Origin of the sequence: Xylanibacter ruminicola 23 (assembly GCF_000025925.1) — a bacterium.
In the GTDB taxonomy this organism is placed as follows: domain Bacteria; phylum Bacteroidota; class Bacteroidia; order Bacteroidales; family Bacteroidaceae; genus Prevotella; species Prevotella ruminicola.
In genome coordinates this window covers 2,123,326-2,141,845 of record NC_014033.1, presented here as the reverse complement: position 1 = coordinate 2,141,845, position 18,520 = coordinate 2,123,326, and the positions used below count along the sequence as shown (strand labels likewise).

16 protein-coding genes are annotated in these 18,520 nt (G+C 35.5%); 15 read left to right on the top strand and 1 reads right to left on the bottom strand.

The genetic code is table 11. The annotated features are described in order from the left end of the window. Positions 1 to 315, bottom strand: coding sequence for a hypothetical protein (locus tag PRU_RS09175; RefSeq protein WP_041386031.1), 315 nt, complete (start codon positions 313 to 315; stop codon positions 1 to 3). Between the two features lie 385 nt (positions 316 to 700). On the opposite strand from PRU_RS09175, the gene PRU_RS09170 reads away from it, so the two are divergent. From PRU_RS09170 to PRU_RS09105, 15 genes are all read left to right on the top strand, one after another. Further along, positions 701 to 1,981, top strand: coding sequence for an AAA family ATPase (locus PRU_RS09170; protein WP_013063901.1), 1,281 nt, complete (start codon positions 701 to 703; stop codon positions 1,979 to 1,981). After that, entirely contained in the window at positions 1,971 to 2,816 is an 846-nt protein-coding gene (locus PRU_RS09165) for a DUF4435 domain-containing protein (RefSeq protein WP_041386030.1), read from the top strand. The genes PRU_RS09170 and PRU_RS09165 overlap by 11 nt, the downstream gene beginning before the upstream one ends. A 282-nt stretch (positions 2,817 to 3,098) precedes the next feature. After that, complete coding sequence (locus tag PRU_RS09160) at positions 3,099 to 4,127, top strand: mannose-1-phosphate guanylyltransferase (protein WP_013063380.1); 1,029 nt, start codon at positions 3,099 to 3,101, stop codon at positions 4,125 to 4,127. 72 nt (positions 4,128 to 4,199) lie between these two features. Continuing rightward, positions 4,200 to 5,513, top strand: a complete 1,314-nt coding sequence (locus PRU_RS09155) for a UDP-glucose dehydrogenase family protein (protein WP_013063491.1) — start codon at positions 4,200 to 4,202, stop codon at positions 5,511 to 5,513. An 88-nt stretch (positions 5,514 to 5,601) separates the two neighbouring features. Next, positions 5,602 to 6,264, top strand: a complete 663-nt coding sequence (locus tag PRU_RS09150) for a hypothetical protein (protein WP_013064021.1) — start codon at positions 5,602 to 5,604, stop codon at positions 6,262 to 6,264. Positions 6,265 to 6,649: 385 nt separating this feature from the next. After that, positions 6,650 to 7,987, top strand: a complete 1,338-nt coding sequence (locus tag PRU_RS15360; RefSeq protein ID WP_080517189.1) for a glycerophosphodiester phosphodiesterase family protein — start codon at positions 6,650 to 6,652, stop codon at positions 7,985 to 7,987. Between the two features lie 8 nt (positions 7,988 to 7,995). Next, positions 7,996 to 9,276 carry a CDP-glycerol glycerophosphotransferase family protein gene (locus PRU_RS09140; RefSeq protein WP_013064321.1) on the top strand — a complete coding sequence of 427 codons (1,281 nt, stop codon included), beginning with the start codon at positions 7,996 to 7,998 and terminating at the stop codon, positions 9,274 to 9,276. Position 9,277: 1 nt separating this feature from the next. After that, positions 9,278 to 10,834: a lipopolysaccharide biosynthesis protein gene (locus PRU_RS09135; RefSeq protein WP_013065141.1), complete on the top strand. Its 1,557-nt coding sequence runs from the start codon at positions 9,278 to 9,280 to the stop codon at positions 10,832 to 10,834. A 203-nt stretch (positions 10,835 to 11,037) separates the two neighbouring features. Further along, on the top strand, positions 11,038 to 12,051 hold the full coding sequence (locus PRU_RS09130; RefSeq protein ID WP_013065305.1) for a glycosyltransferase: 1,014 nt from the start codon (positions 11,038 to 11,040) through the stop codon (positions 12,049 to 12,051). A 21-nt stretch (positions 12,052 to 12,072) separates the two neighbouring features. After that, positions 12,073 to 13,146 (top strand): acyltransferase family protein, encoded by a 1,074-nt coding sequence (locus tag PRU_RS15355; protein WP_148214891.1) that lies wholly within the window; start codon positions 12,073 to 12,075, stop codon positions 13,144 to 13,146. A 3-nt stretch (positions 13,147 to 13,149) separates the two neighbouring features. Then, positions 13,150 to 14,343, top strand: a complete 1,194-nt coding sequence (locus PRU_RS09125) for a glycosyltransferase family 4 protein (protein WP_013063703.1) — start codon at positions 13,150 to 13,152, stop codon at positions 14,341 to 14,343. 53 nt (positions 14,344 to 14,396) lie between these two features. Continuing rightward, positions 14,397 to 15,641, top strand: a complete 1,245-nt coding sequence (locus tag PRU_RS09120) for a hypothetical protein (RefSeq protein WP_041386028.1) — start codon at positions 14,397 to 14,399, stop codon at positions 15,639 to 15,641. 38 nt (positions 15,642 to 15,679) lie between these two features. Beyond that, the gene (locus PRU_RS09115) at positions 15,680 to 16,681 is read left to right on the top strand and encodes a DUF6492 family protein (protein WP_013063632.1); all 1,002 of its coding nucleotides are present in this window, start codon (positions 15,680 to 15,682) and stop codon (positions 16,679 to 16,681) included. Positions 16,682 to 16,706: 25 nt separating this feature from the next. Next, positions 16,707 to 17,558: a glycosyltransferase family 2 protein gene (locus tag PRU_RS09110; RefSeq protein WP_013064910.1), complete on the top strand. Its 852-nt coding sequence runs from the start codon at positions 16,707 to 16,709 to the stop codon at positions 17,556 to 17,558. Continuing rightward, a complete protein-coding gene (locus tag PRU_RS09105) occupies positions 17,546 to 18,469 on the top strand; it encodes a glycosyltransferase family 2 protein (protein ID WP_013064161.1) in 924 nt (307 codons plus the stop codon). The genes PRU_RS09110 and PRU_RS09105 overlap by 13 nt, the downstream gene beginning before the upstream one ends. Positions 18,470 to 18,520 lie beyond the last annotated feature (51 nt).

Sequence of the window (18,520 nt, the reverse complement as noted above, 5' to 3'; positions counted from 1 at the left end):
TTAGTCGTTCATCTTCTGATAGAGATTCTTGTAGTACTCACGTGCTTCATCCAGAATAGCCTCTCCGAGTTCGTTCCAATCATCTAGGAATTCATCTTCGGTTTGATAGTGTGCTTTGATACGTACAATTTGGAAAAATCTTGAAATATGGATGTCGTAAGGCTCATCGGCACGCAGCCATCTGCCGTTCACACCATTTCGTTGAATAAATCTGGTCAGCCCATGCTGATGTCTGATTTGAGTTAATAACTGCTGCATGGCAAATTTTGCCATACCCTCTCCCAAAACGGGAATCTTTGCATTGAATTTTTTCATTGTGACTTAAAAATTTTGATGTTACTTTCCGGGGCAAAAAGCCCCAATTTATCGCGCATTCGCGCCCGCGAAAGTACCACTTCAGCCACGAAGCATGATGACTAGTATACTCGTCATCATTGTTAAATGAGATAAGGATTATTTAAGTTTTTTAACGGTAAATATAAAAATATACCCATTAAATTGAGAAAACAGCGGTTCAGGTGCGCCAGGAACCTCATGAAGTTATTCTTTATAGAAACTTGATTTTTATTTTGATATGAACTGTAATATAGAAAGCAATACTTGGCGACGTAATAGACGTTTTTCAATTGGTAGTATTCTTATTTACTGAAAAGGAAATAGTAGACAAACCATATATAAAATTAAAACTAAATAGCAAATAATGAAAAATATTATCAAATCCGTTAGCATACGGGGGTTATGGGATGTGAAGCATATTCGCATAGATTTTTTTGAGGATGTGAATATTCTCATAGGTGGAAATGGATCTGGTAAAACGACTTTTTTGCGTATAGTTGAGGCTTTGCTGAATTTGGATTTGGGCGCAATTGATGATATAGTTTTTTCCGAAGTTGAAATAACTATTCATGATGAAGAGGAAAAAACAATAATGATCCAGCGTATAATGGATGATTTAGTAACACCATCATATCGTTATATTTTCCCTGATGGAGAGGTTATAGATATGAGATCAGATGGTAGGTTCTTTTTTCGTGCAAGGTCTACTTCGCGAAATTTGTACCAACATCTTAGGGAAAGACTTGAAGAATTGGTTAATGTATCTTGGTTGTCAATTAACAGAATCAGTGAGAATTCTGAAAAACCTGATAGAAAGCTTCTTGATACCAATAGAACCGATGTGGATTTAAAGCTGAATCTTTTAATGACTCAGATTGTCTCTTATCGTTTGCAACTTGAAACAAAGGTAAATGAACGAACAAGAAAATTTAATGAAGAAATCGTTTCTATGATGTTGTACAATAAAGCATATGATAATATTCCTACATATGAACAATTTCAGACATTAAAAGGGTATACTACTGAGAATATTGTAACAGAGTTACATCGGGTTTTTAGCTATTTTGGTGACGCTAGAATGCATACGCAAGATATTAAAGTACATGCTGAGAGAATTAAAGACGTTATAAATAAGATTGATAATAGAGATGATTCTTTGTCTGCAGAAGAGATGTTGTCTATTTCTTTGATGAATAGAACTGCTGCGATTCTAAAATTATCAGCAGAATATCAAACAGAACGTGCGCAGATTTTAGAGCCAATTAAAATGTATGTTGATATTGTTGAACAATATTTTAAGGATAAGCATATTGAGTTCGATTCTATGTCAAGTCGTCTAATCCCAATTGTTAAGATAGGAAACAAAAATGAGCGTAGCTTGGATATGAATGCGTTATCATCTGGTGAGAAGCAGTTGTTGATTCTTTTGACAGAGACACTTCTGCAACAGAAGAAACCTTATGTATTCATTGCTGATGAACCTGAGTTGTCTCTTCATATAGAATGGCAAAGGAACCTTGTGAATAGTATAAGAAGTTTAAATCCTAACGCTCAAATTATTTTTGCTACCCACGCTCCGGAAATTGCTGCTAATCATCCGAAGAAGTTAATTAATATGCAAAACGCAACAACTTATGTCGAATAACGAAGGCTTTAGTCTATCAATACCTGCACAGAATATTGAGGCTCGTTTTTATAACAAGATTGGCATAGTTTACGTAGAAGGGGATGATGATATAGTATTTTGGGCTCAGTATTTTGATAATAATTTATTTGAGATAAGGAAAGTTGATGGTTGTAAGAATCTTGAAGATTATGAAAATGATATATTAAATCATGGTTTAAAATGTATTGTTGCTAAAGATTCTGATTACTCATCATATACAGGGAATATTAAAAATCATCCATTGATTGTTTGTACATTGAGCCATTCTATAGAATGTGTAATGTATTGTCCTTATAATGTAAATGCGTGCTTAAAAAAACTTGCTCGATCATTGGAAGACCACATAGATGAGATCCTTCAATGCTATGATGAATTTTTCAATGAGGCTAAGGAAATGGTTATATATGACATAGCAAATAATGTATTTGGCATTGGGTGCTCTGTATGTGGTGATTCTTGTATACCTATTTTGGAGTCAGATCACTCGGTAAAAATTTCTGTAAGCAAAAGAGATAAAATAATTAATTCAATATCGCCATACTTTACAAAAGATCAAATCGATAAAGCAAGGTTATTGATAAATAATGATAGTAGAAATCTGAGGCAAATTACAAAAGGTCATTTCCAAACATCTTTTGTGCTAAATGTTCTAAAAAAAATGTCTTCCAAAATTAATGGAAATAAAGTTCCTTCCATTTCTAAGGATAGTTTATTTGCCTTGTTAGTTAATTGTTATGCTGGATGTGGCGTTGATTGTGAGGAGAGAAAAGTAGTACGTCAAAAGGTTGTAGATGCTATTGCTGCATTAAAATGAAAAGTCTATGAATATCTCAACATTTTTTTGAAGATTGAAAACGTATGATGTCATTTCTATTAAGTTTAAATATTTTAATCCGCGCTAAGGAATCTCAACAAGAATTTTAATCCCCCTGCGATTATTATACGAGGTGTGATAATCCGCCCCGGATTATTAAGCGGGGCTAATTAATCCCGAATGGATTATTAGTTCGTATATTATAATCCTAAGCACTATAACTACAAATATGTCATACACCTGTCCCTATGACAGATGGAACAATAAAAATAAAATTATATAATGAATACTCACATCGTAATCATGGCTGGTGGCGTTGGTAGTCGCTTTTGGCCTTTGAGTACACCAGAGCTGCCCAAGCAGTTTATTGATATACTTGGTTGTGGTCGCACCCTTATTCAATTAACGGTTGACCGATTCAAAGGCATCTGCTCTATGCAGAACTTCTGGGTGGTAACAAATGCCAAATACGTTGATATCGTTAAACAGCAACTGCCCGATATTCCTGCTGATCATATTTTGGCAGAGCCGGCAGCTCGTAATACCGCCCCTTGCATTGCGTGGGCTTGTTGGAGCATTAAACAGGTAGATCCTACAGCTAATGTGGTTGTAACCCCAGCCGATGCAGTGGTAATGAATCCAGAGGAGTTCCGACGTGTAATAACAAATGCTTTGGCATTCACTGCCAAGAAGAATGCCATCGTAACTATTGGCATCAAGCCCTCACGACCCGAAACAGGCTATGGCTATGTTGAAACTTCTGCGGTCGTTGACAACGAAATCTGTGTTGTGAATGCTTTTAAAGAAAAGCCAGACCATGATACAGCCGAGAAATATTTGCAGGCAGGCAATTTTCTTTGGAATGCAGGCATCTTTGTATGGAATATCGAAACCATTACCAATTGTATTACCAAATATAAGCCTAACATTGCTGCCGACATGGAAATAATTACAACTACAGGCGATGTCGCAAACATATTTCCACAGTGCGAAAAGATCTCTATCGACTTTGCAGTAATGGAACCTGCTGCTGCCGATGAATTGGTATATACCCATCCTGCAGATTTCGGCTGGAGCGACCTTGGCAACTGGGCCTCATTGCATGATAAACTGCAGAAGGATGATAATAACAACGGAGCAGTTGGCAATGTAAAGCTATACGAGTGCAATAATTGTGTAGTTCATGCCGAAGATGCCAAGAAAGTGGTGCTCCAAGGACTTGATGGCTATATCTTCAGCGAGAAGAATGGCCAGATACTCCTTTGCAAACGTAGTGAGGAACAAAGAATCAGAGAGTTTTCTGCAGAATAAAATCAAATTGAGAATATAAAAGCGTAAAGAGGCACCAATAACAATAAATTGAAATAAAAACAAAGTTTAATCATGAATATTGCAATAGTAGGAACAGGCTATGTGGGCCTGGTAACGGGAACTTGTTTTGCTGAGATGGGCGCACATGTTACTTGTGTGGATGTTGATGCGCAGAAGATACAGAAGCTTAAGGATGGCATTATGCCTATCTATGAGCCTGGACTCGAAGAACTCGTTAAACGTAATGTGGGTTTCGAACGCCTTAAGTTTACTACCGACCTTACCGAGGTGCTCGACGATGTAGAAGTAGTATTCTCGGCTGTTGGTACACCTCCTGATGAGGATGGCTCAGCCGATCTGAAATATGTACTGGCTGTAGCCCGTCAGTTTGGTCAGAATATCAATAAGTATACCATTCTGGTCACCAAGTCAACCGTACCTGTTGGTACCGCTAAGAAGGTTAAGGCTGTCATTCAGGAAGAGTTGGATAAACGAGGAGTCAATGTCCCCTTCGATGTAGCCAGCAACCCCGAGTTCTTAAAAGAGGGTGCAGCTATTAAGGATTTTATGAGTCCCGATCGCGTGGTAGTAGGTACCGAGAGCGAGAAGGCCAAGGAGGTGATGACTCGCCTTTATAAGCCATTCCTCATTAATAACTTCCGTGTTATCTTTATGGATATACCATCAGCCGAGATGACCAAGTATGCAGCCAATGCCATGTTGGCTACACGAATCAGCTTTATGAACGATATTGCCAACCTTTGTGAGCGTGTTGGCGCCAATGTGGATAGTGTTCGTAAGGGCATCGGTACCGACTCTCGTATTGGTTCCAAGTTCCTTTATGCTGGTTGTGGCTATGGCGGCAGCTGTTTCCCAAAGGATGTTAAGGCTTTGGTACATACCGGTATGGATAATGGCTACCACATGGAGGTGATCGAGGCTGTAGAACGTGTTAACGAAAAGCAGAAATCGATAGTATATGATAAGATTATCAAGGCAGTAGGTGAAGTTCAAGGTAAAACGATAGCTATCCTTGGTTTAGCCTTTAAGCCCGAAACCGACGATATGCGCGAGGCACCTGCTTTGGTGGTTATTGATAAACTGCTGAGAGATGGTGCAACGGTTAGAGTATTCGACCCCATTGCGATGGACGAATGTAAACGCCGCATTGGTGATGTAGTTACTTATTGTACTAATATGTACGATGCTGCCGATGGTGCTGATGTGTTTGCCCTGATGACCGAGTGGCGCCAGTTCCGCATGCCTTCGTGGAATGTCATCAAGAAAGTAATGACTGGCAATGTAGTTGTTGATGGTCGTAATATCTACGATCGTCAGGAACTGGAGGAACTGGGGTTTGTCTATACTAGGATAGGCGAGAAGTAATCTAAAAGAGCCTTGCTGGCACATTCAGATTATAAAAAGCCGTGTTTATCACTACTATGAAGAGATAAGATAGTTTATCGGTGATAGCATGACAATTTTAGAAATTATATCTCTTATTGTAACCCTTTGCATAGGTGTTCTATGTGTATTTTTAGAGCGCCATGCTAAGCGTATGGCAGATTTGTCCACAGAACGAAAAATGGCTTACGAAGCCGAAAAAGGTAAGAACTATGCCACAAAAGAGGATATAACAAAGCAAATTGAGACAGTAAAGAACGAAATATCTTTTACTACAAAACGTAAGAAAGACTATATAGTGGAGCGTAAGCGCCACCTATTTAACCTTCTCTACTATGCAGAGAAGATATCAAACGGGCAAAATAGCTTACAACTCTATGCGCATAGCGCGTCTGAATACAAAGCACTTTATGCTTTGATTGATAGGACTAATGATACTATTCTGGAAATGACGCATGAGTTCCATATACTCTTTGCAGAGTATGAGGGCTTTGAAAAAGAAAATGTAATATCAAATTTGGTAGATAACTGTTCCTTGTTGGTTGCCGAGATAGTAACAGTGGCTCACAATGCAGCAATTACTTTAAGGCAATCGCAAAATTGTGTTGAAGAAGCTGACAAAAATGATATACACAACTCTTATTACATGCAACAAACAATGGAACTTAAAACGAAGGCTTTGAGCCTTGTAAAAGAGCCGTTGATCCATAAAGAGCCTGTTCCAATGCAATAAATGAATATGTTGTATGGTTGAAAGACCTATTTGGTCAAGGATTAAACTTTGAGTATAATTTAGCAAAACCTCAATTTGAGGTTGAACAATAACGCTTCAGACACAGATTCCCTACGGTCATCAGTTCCCTCTTCCTTCTTCCATCAATAGTCTCTTACGTCTTACATCTTCCTTCTTACATCAAGTTACTCTTCCATCTTTGGAGGTGGTTTTCAAGTCTGGACGTCAAAATTGACAGTTTACATGAATTAATGAATTCACTGATGCACGAATTTGTGCCGAGAGCGGTCAGAATGGCTGTCAGGATGTTAATCAGCAAAGATTATGATCCGCCGTTTAGAATTTTAATGTATAGCTAGAGTTTGTCTAATATAGTTGTCTTCTTATGATAATAAGGAAATCTTTAAAAGAAATGTATATAATCTTTTTATGGTTGTCTAAAAGATTTACATTTACTCTTCATAAAGTAACATCTCTTTTTATATCTAAAGTATGTCCACCTCTAAGTAATGGCGGAACACCATCAGATATTTTTTATAAGAAACAGTACGTTGCACATGGAAGATTTGAGAGTTGTGAGTACCCAAATAATTCTCTGTCTTTATATGACTATTTAATAAATGAAGGTTTTAAAATTGTTGAATGTGATGTAATGTTTACAAAAGACAATGTGCCAGTATTATGTCATGATGATAATCTTCTCAATTTTGCTAAAGATGACTTTGGTAATTCTGTTAATATTAAGATCGATTCTATAGATTTTTCAGAAATTATAAAATATAATTTTAGCATAACAGATAAAAGGACGATTAAAGTAACAACACTCGAAGAATTGTTATCGTTGTGTAAAGAGAACTCAATATGTATAGAACTAGATCTTGAGAAGAAGTTTCTTGGTAGACGAAAATATAAAATTCTTTATGAGCTGGTGAAAAGATACCAAATGCTCAATATGGTTATTTGGGAAGTGTCACCTTCTGATTTCTATTCTATATCATCGATTGATAACAGTCTTATCTATCAGATAGACCATACATGGAGTTTTGCTAAATTAGATGAATTAAAAAAGAAAAAGAAAGTAGCCTCTTTAATTATTTCCTCAGAGTGGTTTCCTGGTTTTGTTGATAAAGACTATAAAGCTATTATTGAGTATGGAAAATCTCTAGGGTTCATAATGAAATGTGCTACAATTAATGAAAAAAGTGAAGCAGACAAGATGTTCTGTCAAGGAGTTGATTTAATAACAACAGATAAATTAAATATGAATAGTAATAAAAAAAATAGAATCCTGATGGATTCTGAAATTACAAAAAAAAGTGGCAAAAAAGTATTAACTGTTGGCGTTTATGACATGATTCATATAGGTCATGTTAATTTGTTTAAGAGAGCACAAGCACTGGGTGATTCATTGACGGTTGCTGTACAAAAATCGGAAGTGGTTCTGAAGTATAAGCCGCAAGCGAAGCTTGTGTATTCGACAGAAGAACGTATGTATATGGTAAAATCGATTAGGTTTGTAGATGACGTTATTACATACGAAGGCGTCGATGAAATTGTAAAAGTCGCAGATTTTGATATTTTTGTTACGGGACCAGACCAGATACACTCAGGCTTCCAGGATGCAATCAAATGGTGTAAAAATCACGGAAAGGAACATGTAGTTCTTGGGCGAACGGAGGGTATAAGTTCTTCTTGGCTTAAAGAACAGATTAAACAAATGTAGATATTTATATGAAATCGCTTGCCTATAAGATTGTTAACAAACTTGTTAATAAATTGAATTCCTTCTGCAATAGAGAAGAATATCCTTCTGACGAAGCTGTCATAACTCTTTTTGAAAAGAGAGATTTATCTAGAGTATATGAAAGGATTCGTCATAAAAAACAAATTAATGTGGCATTCTTCTGTATGTCCGTACCTATGTTTAAATATGAAGAGGTATTTCGAATTATGCAAGAAGACCCATATTTTAATCCTATTTTCTTTATAGCACCACGAAAGGGTAATATAAAAAATCTTCTAAATGAAGTGTCTGCTATGGAAATGTATTGTAAGGATAATAGATTCCCTTATGTTAAACTAAAAAATAAATATTTGAACATAGGTCAAGATGTTTCAATATACAATATTGACATCGCCTTCTACTCACAACCATATACAAGGATATGCTGCAAGGAGTACTATTATGACAAACTCAAGGATTCTCTATTGTGCTATACTCCATATGGGTACTTGATTTCTTATACTAAGCATAATTATTTATCTGTACTTAATTTAATTGCATGGAAAAATTTTATGCCAACTTCAGTTTCTGTTAGGGTTGCTAAAGAGTTCAATCCAAGTTATAACAATTTGTATTACTTGGGATATACAGGGTATGATTCATATTGCAAATGCAAAGAATATCACTGGAAAAGCTCAAACAAAAAACATGTAATATGGGCGCCTCACCATTCAATAGCTTCTAAAGGGTGGCTTCATTTGTCTTGTTTTCTTGATATATACGAATATATGATCGATTTGGTTAAAAAATATGAGAAAGAGATAGAATTTGTATTCAAACCCCATCCTCATTTATACCCTGCTTTATGTCAAGAATGGGGGCAACAAAAAGCCGATGATTATTATAATCGTTGGAGGTCAATGCCAAACACTTCTATAAATGAAGGGAATGCGTATGAAATTTTTAAAAGTTCAGATGCTTTAATACACGATTGCGGTTCTTTTTTACTTGACTATATGTTTACTAAAAAGCCTTGTCTATATATCGCTTTTTCAGGAAAATTAAATGTGGAAACAGCGGAAGATGGCACCGATGCCTATAATGCCCACTATCATGCTTATAAAAAAGTGGATATAGAGAAATTTTTACAAGATATTGTTTGTGATGGTAAAGACGATATGATGACAATTCGTGAAGCGGTTCTAAATAAGTATATTAAACCAGAAAATGGATATTCAGCTTCGAGAAATATTGTCAATAATATCAAGGACAGCCTACAATTAAATTGATATGGGTGAAAATTCTAACACTAGGAGATTAGCCAAAAACACCCTTTTGCTATACTTTAGGATGTTCCTGTTGATGTTTATTGGCTTGTTTACGAGTAGAATTATTTTACAAGTACTTGGGGTGGAGGATTTCGGAATATATAACGTGGTCAGTGGTTTTGTTGTTATGTTTTCAATTCTATCGGGCTCGTTAGCAAATGCGATAAGCAGGTTTTTCCAAGTCTCAATAGGAAGTTGTGATTTAAATCGACTTAAAAACTTGTTTTCTATTAGTGTTAATGCTCAAATGGGAATGTCAATATTAGTTCTAATACTTGCGGAATTAATAGGATATTGGTTTTTAAACTATAAGATGAATGTAGATCCTGCCAGAATAAATGCGGCATTCTGGGTTTTACATTGCTCCATTATTGCTTCTATTATTGGACTAATAAGTGTTCCGTATAATTCGTTAATAATAGCGCATGAAAAGATGTCCGCATTCGCTTACATTTCGATATTAGAAGCATTATTAAGATTACTTATCACATACTCTTTATACATATCACCTTTCGATAAATTAAAAACATATTCTGTTCTTCTTCTAATTGTAGCCTTGTTAGTTCGTATAGTATATGGACATTATTGTACTAAGCATTTTGATGAATGCAAATACCAGTTTTCGATAGATATACCACTTTTAAAAGAAATGTTATCTTTCGTAGGATGGAATTTTATGGGAAACGGTATGGTATATATTAATAATCAAGGAATTAATCTACTCATCAATGTATATTTCGGAGTTGCCGTGAACGCTGCACGCGGTATAGCGGTGCAAGTGAATAACGTAATACAACAATTTGTTACGAACTTTGTGATGGCGGCACAACCTCAGATAACGAAGTCATACGCCTCTGGAGAAATAAATTCATCATTCAATCTAACATGCATGAGTTCTAAATTTGCTTTTTTTTTAACATTTGTACTCGCGTTTCCGATTATGGCAGAAACGGATATAATTTTGAAAATATGGCTAAAAAACCCACCTGATCAATCTGTGCCGTTCGTACGCTGGACTATAGCAGCAAGTTTAACAACTGTGATATCCAATATTTTGTACTATATACAGATGGCACATGGGGATATAAAAAAATACCAAATAATAACGTCTGCGGTAAACAGTTTGTTGTTCCCACTATCATGGTTCGCATTTTATCATGGAATGCCGGCGATAACCTGCTTTGTTATTGCTTTTGTCATATCATTTTCTCTAATATTTGTGAGGTTTTATGTTGTTAATGATAAAACGGGATTTCCTTTTAAGGAGTACATCATTGACGTTGTTATAAGATGTTTTTTTACAACAGGCGTTGTAGCTATTATCCCAATATCTATACGTTATATGGTAGGGGAAAGTATTACAAGGTTAGTGATCAATTGTGTTGCATGTTTTTTTACTAGCATTCTTGCTATATATATAATCGGCCTCAATACAATCGAAAGAAAGACAGTTTTGTTATATTTAAGAAGAAATATTACTAGTAAGTTGACGCGATTCCTGAATTTTTCGCAGAAATAATGTAAACTGTCAATTTTGACGTCTTGTGTATGAAGTGGGAAAATGATACCTTTCTTCGACGAGCGAAGCGTACTAAAGAAACGATGAGGTCTCGTTTTAAGAATGAGGACAATGCGAACGCAAGCAGTTTCGACAAATAGTCAATGGTGGTTTTCATGCCAGGACGTCAAAATTGACAGTTTACCGGTAAAAACTAAATATATATGAGAAAATTAGTATACATAGGATTTCCGTTTGAGCATCATAAAGGAACACATGCAGGCTATCATCAGATAGCTGACTATGTTGATTATGATGTTAAGATAGACTGTAGTAGTTTCATTGAACATGTTAGCAGAAAACCTAAGAATATTTTCGATAGGATATTCAGGCATGTTGTATGGAAATTTACATCTCGCCCTGTAATACCATGGTTCCTTTTGAAATGTATCATTCTTGGCATAAAAAGAAACGATGTAACATTTCATTTTATATACGGTGAAAACATCTATTACAACATTAAACCTTTTATCCGTAAAGGTAATAAAATAGTATGCACATTACATCAGCCCTTGGAATGGTTTCAGAATAACCTTTGGAAAAAGAGACTGAAATCAATGGATGAAGTTGTTCTTGTGGGGAAAAGCGAACTTGACGGTTTCCGTGAACTTGTCAGTAACGGTATTGTAACGTTTATCCCACATGGCATCAGAACAGACTTCTATTGTCCTGACTCTATGATTAAGAAAGAGCGAATGCTGTTAACAGTTGGCAATTGGCTTCGCGACTATGAGTTTGCAGACAAAGTCTATCAACAATTGCTCAAGCAGGATAGTGAACTGAAGATAGTTGTGGTAGCAATGCCTAAAAGAGTGGAATGCCTAACGAAGGATTCTCGCATCCAGTGTCTTTCAGGGATATCAGACGATGAGCTTCGTGACTTATATCAACGTTGCTCAGTTCTGTTTTTGCCGTTAAAACGGTATACGGCAAATAATTCACTTTTAGAAGCTTCTGCATGTGGATGTAATATCGTAATTTCGTCGGATTTCCAAGATAATAGTTATATTCCAGAGCAATACGTGTCGCTATGTCCTATGAAGGTTGAAGCATCACTATCATCTATTATCCGAACGATGAGTAGTGAGACTAATACTCCTTTGGCTACTTTCATTCAGAAAAACTATTCATGGGAAAACGTGGGTGATAATTTAACCCGCAGATATAAAAACACTTAATTCCATTTGTATATCAATATTATGTATACATTTACATTCTATGATATAGAATATCTGCTGATTATTGCTGTATTTGCAGTGCTTCTTATTTGTTCGCTCTCAAAGCGAACAGTGGCATTGCAAGGCGAATTCACTATAGATATCAATATGTCACAGGCCATGAAAGGCATGGCATGTGTCATGATATTAATGGGACATTGGGGGCAGCGACGTTTTGTTACGGAACAGCCTTTGGGGGTCTCCTGGGCAATTCAGCATTTTTTAGCAACTATTGCATTGGTATGGTTTATGTTTTTTTCTGGATATGGGTTGTCTTTGAAAACGATGAAAGACAATGAAAATATTATTTTTATTTGGCTAAGAAGAATAAAGAAAGTTTACTTGCCATTGTTGTTTTGTTGTATAATATGCACTATAGGGTATGCATTTTTACCATCAGTATATTCGCTTGACGAGTTTGAACAACTATGGGTGTCTAAAGACATCTATTATCTTCATCATCTATCATTAGATAGCCTAAACAATATATGGCCTCATATGCTTGGATGGAAAGATTGGTATGTGCTATGCATTATAATATTTTACAGTTTATTTTATTTATCACTGTTGCTGGAGCGATACACTAGGTTTAATCAAACCACATACCTCTTCATCCTGATGTGTCTTTATTATGTTTGGGCATTCTATTATTTTGGTAGACCAGAAGGGCACTTCTTTAGATATTGTTGGATATTTTTTGTAAGTCATGTTATTGCAAAATGGAAAACATATAGGAACAAGTGGGTTCCTCTGCTGATGTCTTTTATGCTTTGTACAACTTTATTAATGGAAAGCAAAATAATGTTGTTCGGTTCCTTCATGGCCATAAGTTTATTGTTGGGGGGGGCAATAATTAATAGACACTTTGTTGTTAAAGGTCAAAGCATTATGCTTTTAGGAGGTATGAGCTATTTTTTCTATTTATTACATGCTCGGATTTGCTATACTCTAATAGTTTACGCGGGAATTAATAGTGTTATAGCATGGCTTCTTTTAACATGGATTATGTCCTATATAATATGGAAATTGTATAATAAATTGGTTTTGTTCTTATAATTTATGAAAGTTCTTTGGTTTCCTGGTAATGGAGCAATATATGCTTCTGATAATAAATATAATGGTGGAGGCTGGACTGGCGCATTAGCTAGAGAATTAATAGCGAAACACCCAGAAATGGATTTGGCGATGGCTATACCTTGGAAGGATTATTTTGAAGACCAAATAGGGGGCGTAAAGATTTATGGCATTCCTACCATTAAGCTTAAAAGTATTGGCTATCAACGGAAATTGAAAAGTCAGATACTTGTAATGAGACAAATCGTAGACAAATTTCAACCGGATATTATTCATGTCTTTGGCTCCGAACACACGGGGGGGATGGTTGCATCTGTAACTAAAATACCAGTTGTTCTCCACCTTCAGGGGATAATGAACTTCCTTTATGGAGCATGGTTGCCACAAAATATGTCATGGGGAAAGTATATTAGAATGTGTCCCAAACATTGGAATGAGAGAGCATATATTCAGCATCGGTGTTCCACAGAAAAAAGCATACTCAATTCTTGTAAATTTTTGATGGGACGAACAGAGATGGATAAAAGAGTTTCTGCGATTCTGTCTCCAGACAGCAAGTATTTCTATTGTAGTGAGATGTTAAGACCTGAGATTTATCATTCTCCCAAGATCTGGACTTATCATGACAGGAGTAAAAAGATTATTGTAAGTGTAATATCTGCACCGATTTATAAAGGCGGAGATGTCATATTGAGGACTGCAAAAATATTGAAAGAAGATATTGCTGCTGACTTTGAATGGAAGGTCTATGGTGTGAAAGACATGAAGGTCTGGGAAAAGTTGTGTGGCATTAAAGCCAAAGATGTAAATATATGTATTTGTGGCATTATTAATGCGGTAGGATTAGTAGACGCAGTGACTGACGCAGACGTTTTTGTGCACCCCTCCTATATTGAAAATAGTCCAAATACCGTCTGTGAGGCTCAAGTGTTGGGTATACCTGTAATAGCAAATCACGTTGGTGGGGTGTCTTCTCTAATCAAGCATATGGAGAATGGAATTTTACTCCCAGCCAATGATCCTTATATGTCTGCATCATACGTTTCAGATATATTCTCAGATAAGAACTTGGCTACACGAATAGGAACAGAAGGACGTAAGGTCGCAATCAATAGACACAATCCAAATACAATTGTGAATGATGTTATGAATGTATATTATAAGATACTAAAGCAGTGAGTTTTTGTATTGCATTTCTATAGAATAACGGTGTTATTGGTAAAATTGGTTTTATGAGAAATAGAAAACTCGTTTATTATTTCGAAATATTGATACTTCTCCTTTCGCTAATATCGGCATTAAATATTAGAGGAGAGGCGTCTTTGGCTGTTCAATTTGCAGTTCAAATCCCCATAATTATTTTAATCGTCATATTTAAAGATACACTGTGCCCTAAAAGAGAACAACCGTTAATAATTAAGATATGGTTTATTTGGGTGTTTTTTGAGGTAATTAGAGGTTTTATAGTGGCTGATAATGAACGTGAATATAAACAATTGGCAGTAGGAACTATAGGCATGATGATGCCTCTTTATATATATTTGTTTTATAATCCGAAGGTTGCAGGCTCTATTTTTAGATGTTGGTATTCATATGCCATATTATTATATTTTGTCTTGTTCGGGAGCTCTTGCCAATTTACTCAGTTTTATTTCTCACCGCTTCTTGTGTTATTTTGTACATTTCCTTTATATAAAGGGAAGATAAAGTATGTTATAATAATTGTTGGTGTGGTTTATATGCTTGTCAATGCTGTTGAAGCTCGTGCTCAATTTGTTAAAGGACTTGTCGCGTTGACAATCGGATTAGGGTTATGTTTTAGATCATATATATATTATCAACGGATATTAAAGGTTTCTCATTTGATTGGTTATTTATTGGTTGCATTTATCTTTCTATTTGCTTTTTCAGATACATGGGATGCATTAACAGGTCGGTCATATGCTTGGGTATCTATAGATAATAATAAAAGTAGAGAATATGAATTTAAGGATACACGTAGCCTCTTATACGTGGATATTATACAATCGATGAAAGATAATAACCAGATTCTTTGGGGGTGCAGCCCGGCTCGTGGATTTAAGGTTAATTACAGCTGGGTATTGATTGAATATGGTTATAATAGTTATAATCCTTTTAATAAAGGTGAACGTCATAAAAATGAGATGGTACTTGCAAATATTTTCTTATGGTGCGGGATTATTGGACTAATCCTTTTCTCGCTAATATATATGAGAGGTTCATACTTGGCATTATATAAGTCGAGAAATAAAATAGTTCCAATGATAGGTTGTTTTGTAGCTTTTAGATGGTCTTTTGGTTGGATTGAAGATGTTAATAACTTTCTTATTTATGATGTTGATTTATGGTTGCTAATTGCGATGTGTTATTCAAAGCGATTTAGATATTTGTCTGATAAACAAATAGAAAAATGGTTTAACTCTTTATTGCCATCAATTCCTTTATATAAAAGGTGATATTTGATATTTTGTCAATATTTTAATATGTAAAAAGTATGTGTAAGCAAAAAGATTCTCAAGTTATATTTGACGTTATTATACCGCTGGGGCCAGATGATATTAGTTTTATATCACGTGTCGTCTCATATATAAATCGTTGCTTGGTTAATATAAACAATATATATATTATTACTGCTAATAAAAATATAACTTATGTAGGGAAAAAACTGAGTTTATATGAACAATGTCAAATAATAGATGAAGATCATCTTATTCCCAATTTATCATTTGACAGAGTCAAACAATTGTTAGTGAAATACGCTCCTGATAGGGTGAATAGGACAGGATGGTATTTCCAACAATTTCTTAAAATGGGTTTTTCTGTTTCTTCATTATGTGGAAAATTCTATCTTAGTTGGGATAGTGATACATTGCCTTTGGCTCCAATATCTTATTTTGATGAGGAAAGTATCCTTTATAACCCGAAATCGGAATATAATCCCAATTACTTTGTTGCGATGGAGAAATTGTTGGGCATAGGAAAAGTTGTTGACAATTCATTTATTTCAGAATCGATGATGTTCTCTTCGGAATATATGCGTGAGTTGTTACAGGCAATCGATTCTTCAGATGTTGCAGGAGATGACTGGGTGGAAAAAATAATGGCAGCGGGAGACTACAGTACACCTTTGCCAACCTTTTCTGAATTTGAAACATATGGAAACTATTGTGCTATCAAACATCCTTCAGCATATAAACCAAGGCATTTAAATACATTTCGAGAAGCGGGATTTATCGCTGGTCGGAATATTTCTGATAGGCATTTGCGTGAGATGTCTTTCGACTTGGATATGGCTTCTTTTGAAATTTTTCATCAGCCGATGTTCCCTTATAATATGTCTTTTTATTTAATGAATAAAAAAAAGCAGATAAAAAAACTTCTCAAAATGAGTTTTAGTGAAATCTTCTCTTATGTTGTTAATAAAAATGCAAAGAAAGAACGTGATAGAGAAAGAGAAGAATTAATGAATAAAATAAAGATTCGCTTGCCAAAATAATACGATTTCTATTAAAGTCTTGAGCATGAAGAGAAACGAAATTGCTGTATTGTTAACAGTCTTCAATAGACGAGAGGTTACGCTCAAAGGACTTCAATCGTTATTCAATGCGATTGATTACTTGGGTGGTGATTATAGTTTTGACATCTATATGGTAGATGATGGTTGCACAGATGGTACGAGTGAAGCTGTAGCTAATGGTTTTCCGACAGTTCATATTATTCAAGGGAATGGTAGTTTATTTTGGAGTGGCGGCATGCGTTTGGCCTGGAAAGAGGCAATAGAATCAGGTGTAATTTATGATTTTTTTCTCTGGTTTAATGATGATGCTGATTTATATGAAGGGGCCTTGGTGACTATGTTCGAGTCTTATTATAAATCAGGTGGAGGCTCTGTTATTAGTGGGGCCTTTTGTGACATGGAAGGCAAAGCTTCATATGGTGGTCGAGACCAAGATAACCGATTATTATCCCCTAATGGGAATATGCTACCTATTTTCTTAATGAATGGAAATCTCGTACTTATTCCTGCTATAGTAGTGAGGCGTATTGGTATTATAGATGGTACATTTTCACATTCATTTGGAGATTGGGACTACGGGTGTAGAGCATTGAAAAAAGGCTTTAATGTTTTTTTGTCTACTAATTTTGTTGGAATTACTGAACGGCATGATCATGATATAGAACCGTTTCTTAATTCGAAATATAGGCTTCACGAAAGGATAAACTTACTCTATTCTAAAAAATACTCTGCAATAATGTCTTTTTTATTTTGCAAGAGACACCTAGGTGTTTGCAAGGCATTGAGAGTTTTTCTTATACAAAATTTGTATGCGTTATGTCCGAGATTATATGTTTTTAGGAAATGTACAAGATAACAATTATTATACCCCACAAGAACGTTCCATCATTGCTTCAACGTTGTATTGATTCAATTCCCAATAGGGATGATATCAAGATTGTAATTGTCGATGATAACAGTGATCGTAATTCTGTAGACTTCGATAACTTTCCTGGTAAAGGCAGGAAAAACGTATTCCATGTGTTTTCAAAAGAGGATTTGGGGGGGGGCGGTGCCAGAAATGTAGGTTTAAGACATGCAGAAGGAGAATGGATACTCTTTGCAGATTCCGATGATTTCTTTAATAAAGGTCTTTCTGACTTTATTGATGAATATACCCGTTCGGATGCTGATTTGATAGTGTTTGATACAAATTCTGTTTTGTCTGACACTCTTGCCCCTGTTGAAAATAGGGAAAATATTGTTAGTATGTTTAAGGAACGTTATGACGAGAATATACTACGTTATTGTCATCATACTGTATGGGGGAAAATGTTTCGTCACGAAATGATTAGAAAACATAAAATTCAATTTCAGGAAGTTGCTGCTTCTAATGATGCATTCTTTGCTGCGTGCGCTGGGGTCTTTGCAGAAAAGGTTAAATTTTGCCCTGATGCGGTTTATTGTTGTACTGTGAGGCGAGGCTCAATATGCACAAGACTAACCTTGGATATTGTTGAGGCACGCATTTTTGTAGTAGAAACGGTTAACAGATTCTTGAAAGAAAACGGTATTAGTACAAAGTATTGGATGAATCGTTTAGGGCCACTGTTTAACCTGAAAGGACTTTCTAAGAGGAAGTTCATTGCGGCTTTTGTTATGTATTTCTGGCAAACACCCCTATCTCGAGTTTTCTTTGATTATAAAGAATCAGGAAGAAGGTTCCTAGGCCGCTTGAAAGGAAATGTTAATGACGGGGATATAAAAAAAATGCAAGTTGAGTTATAGCTGTTTTTATTTTATGGACTTTCTTTTCTGCTAGTGGTTTGTATATTGGGG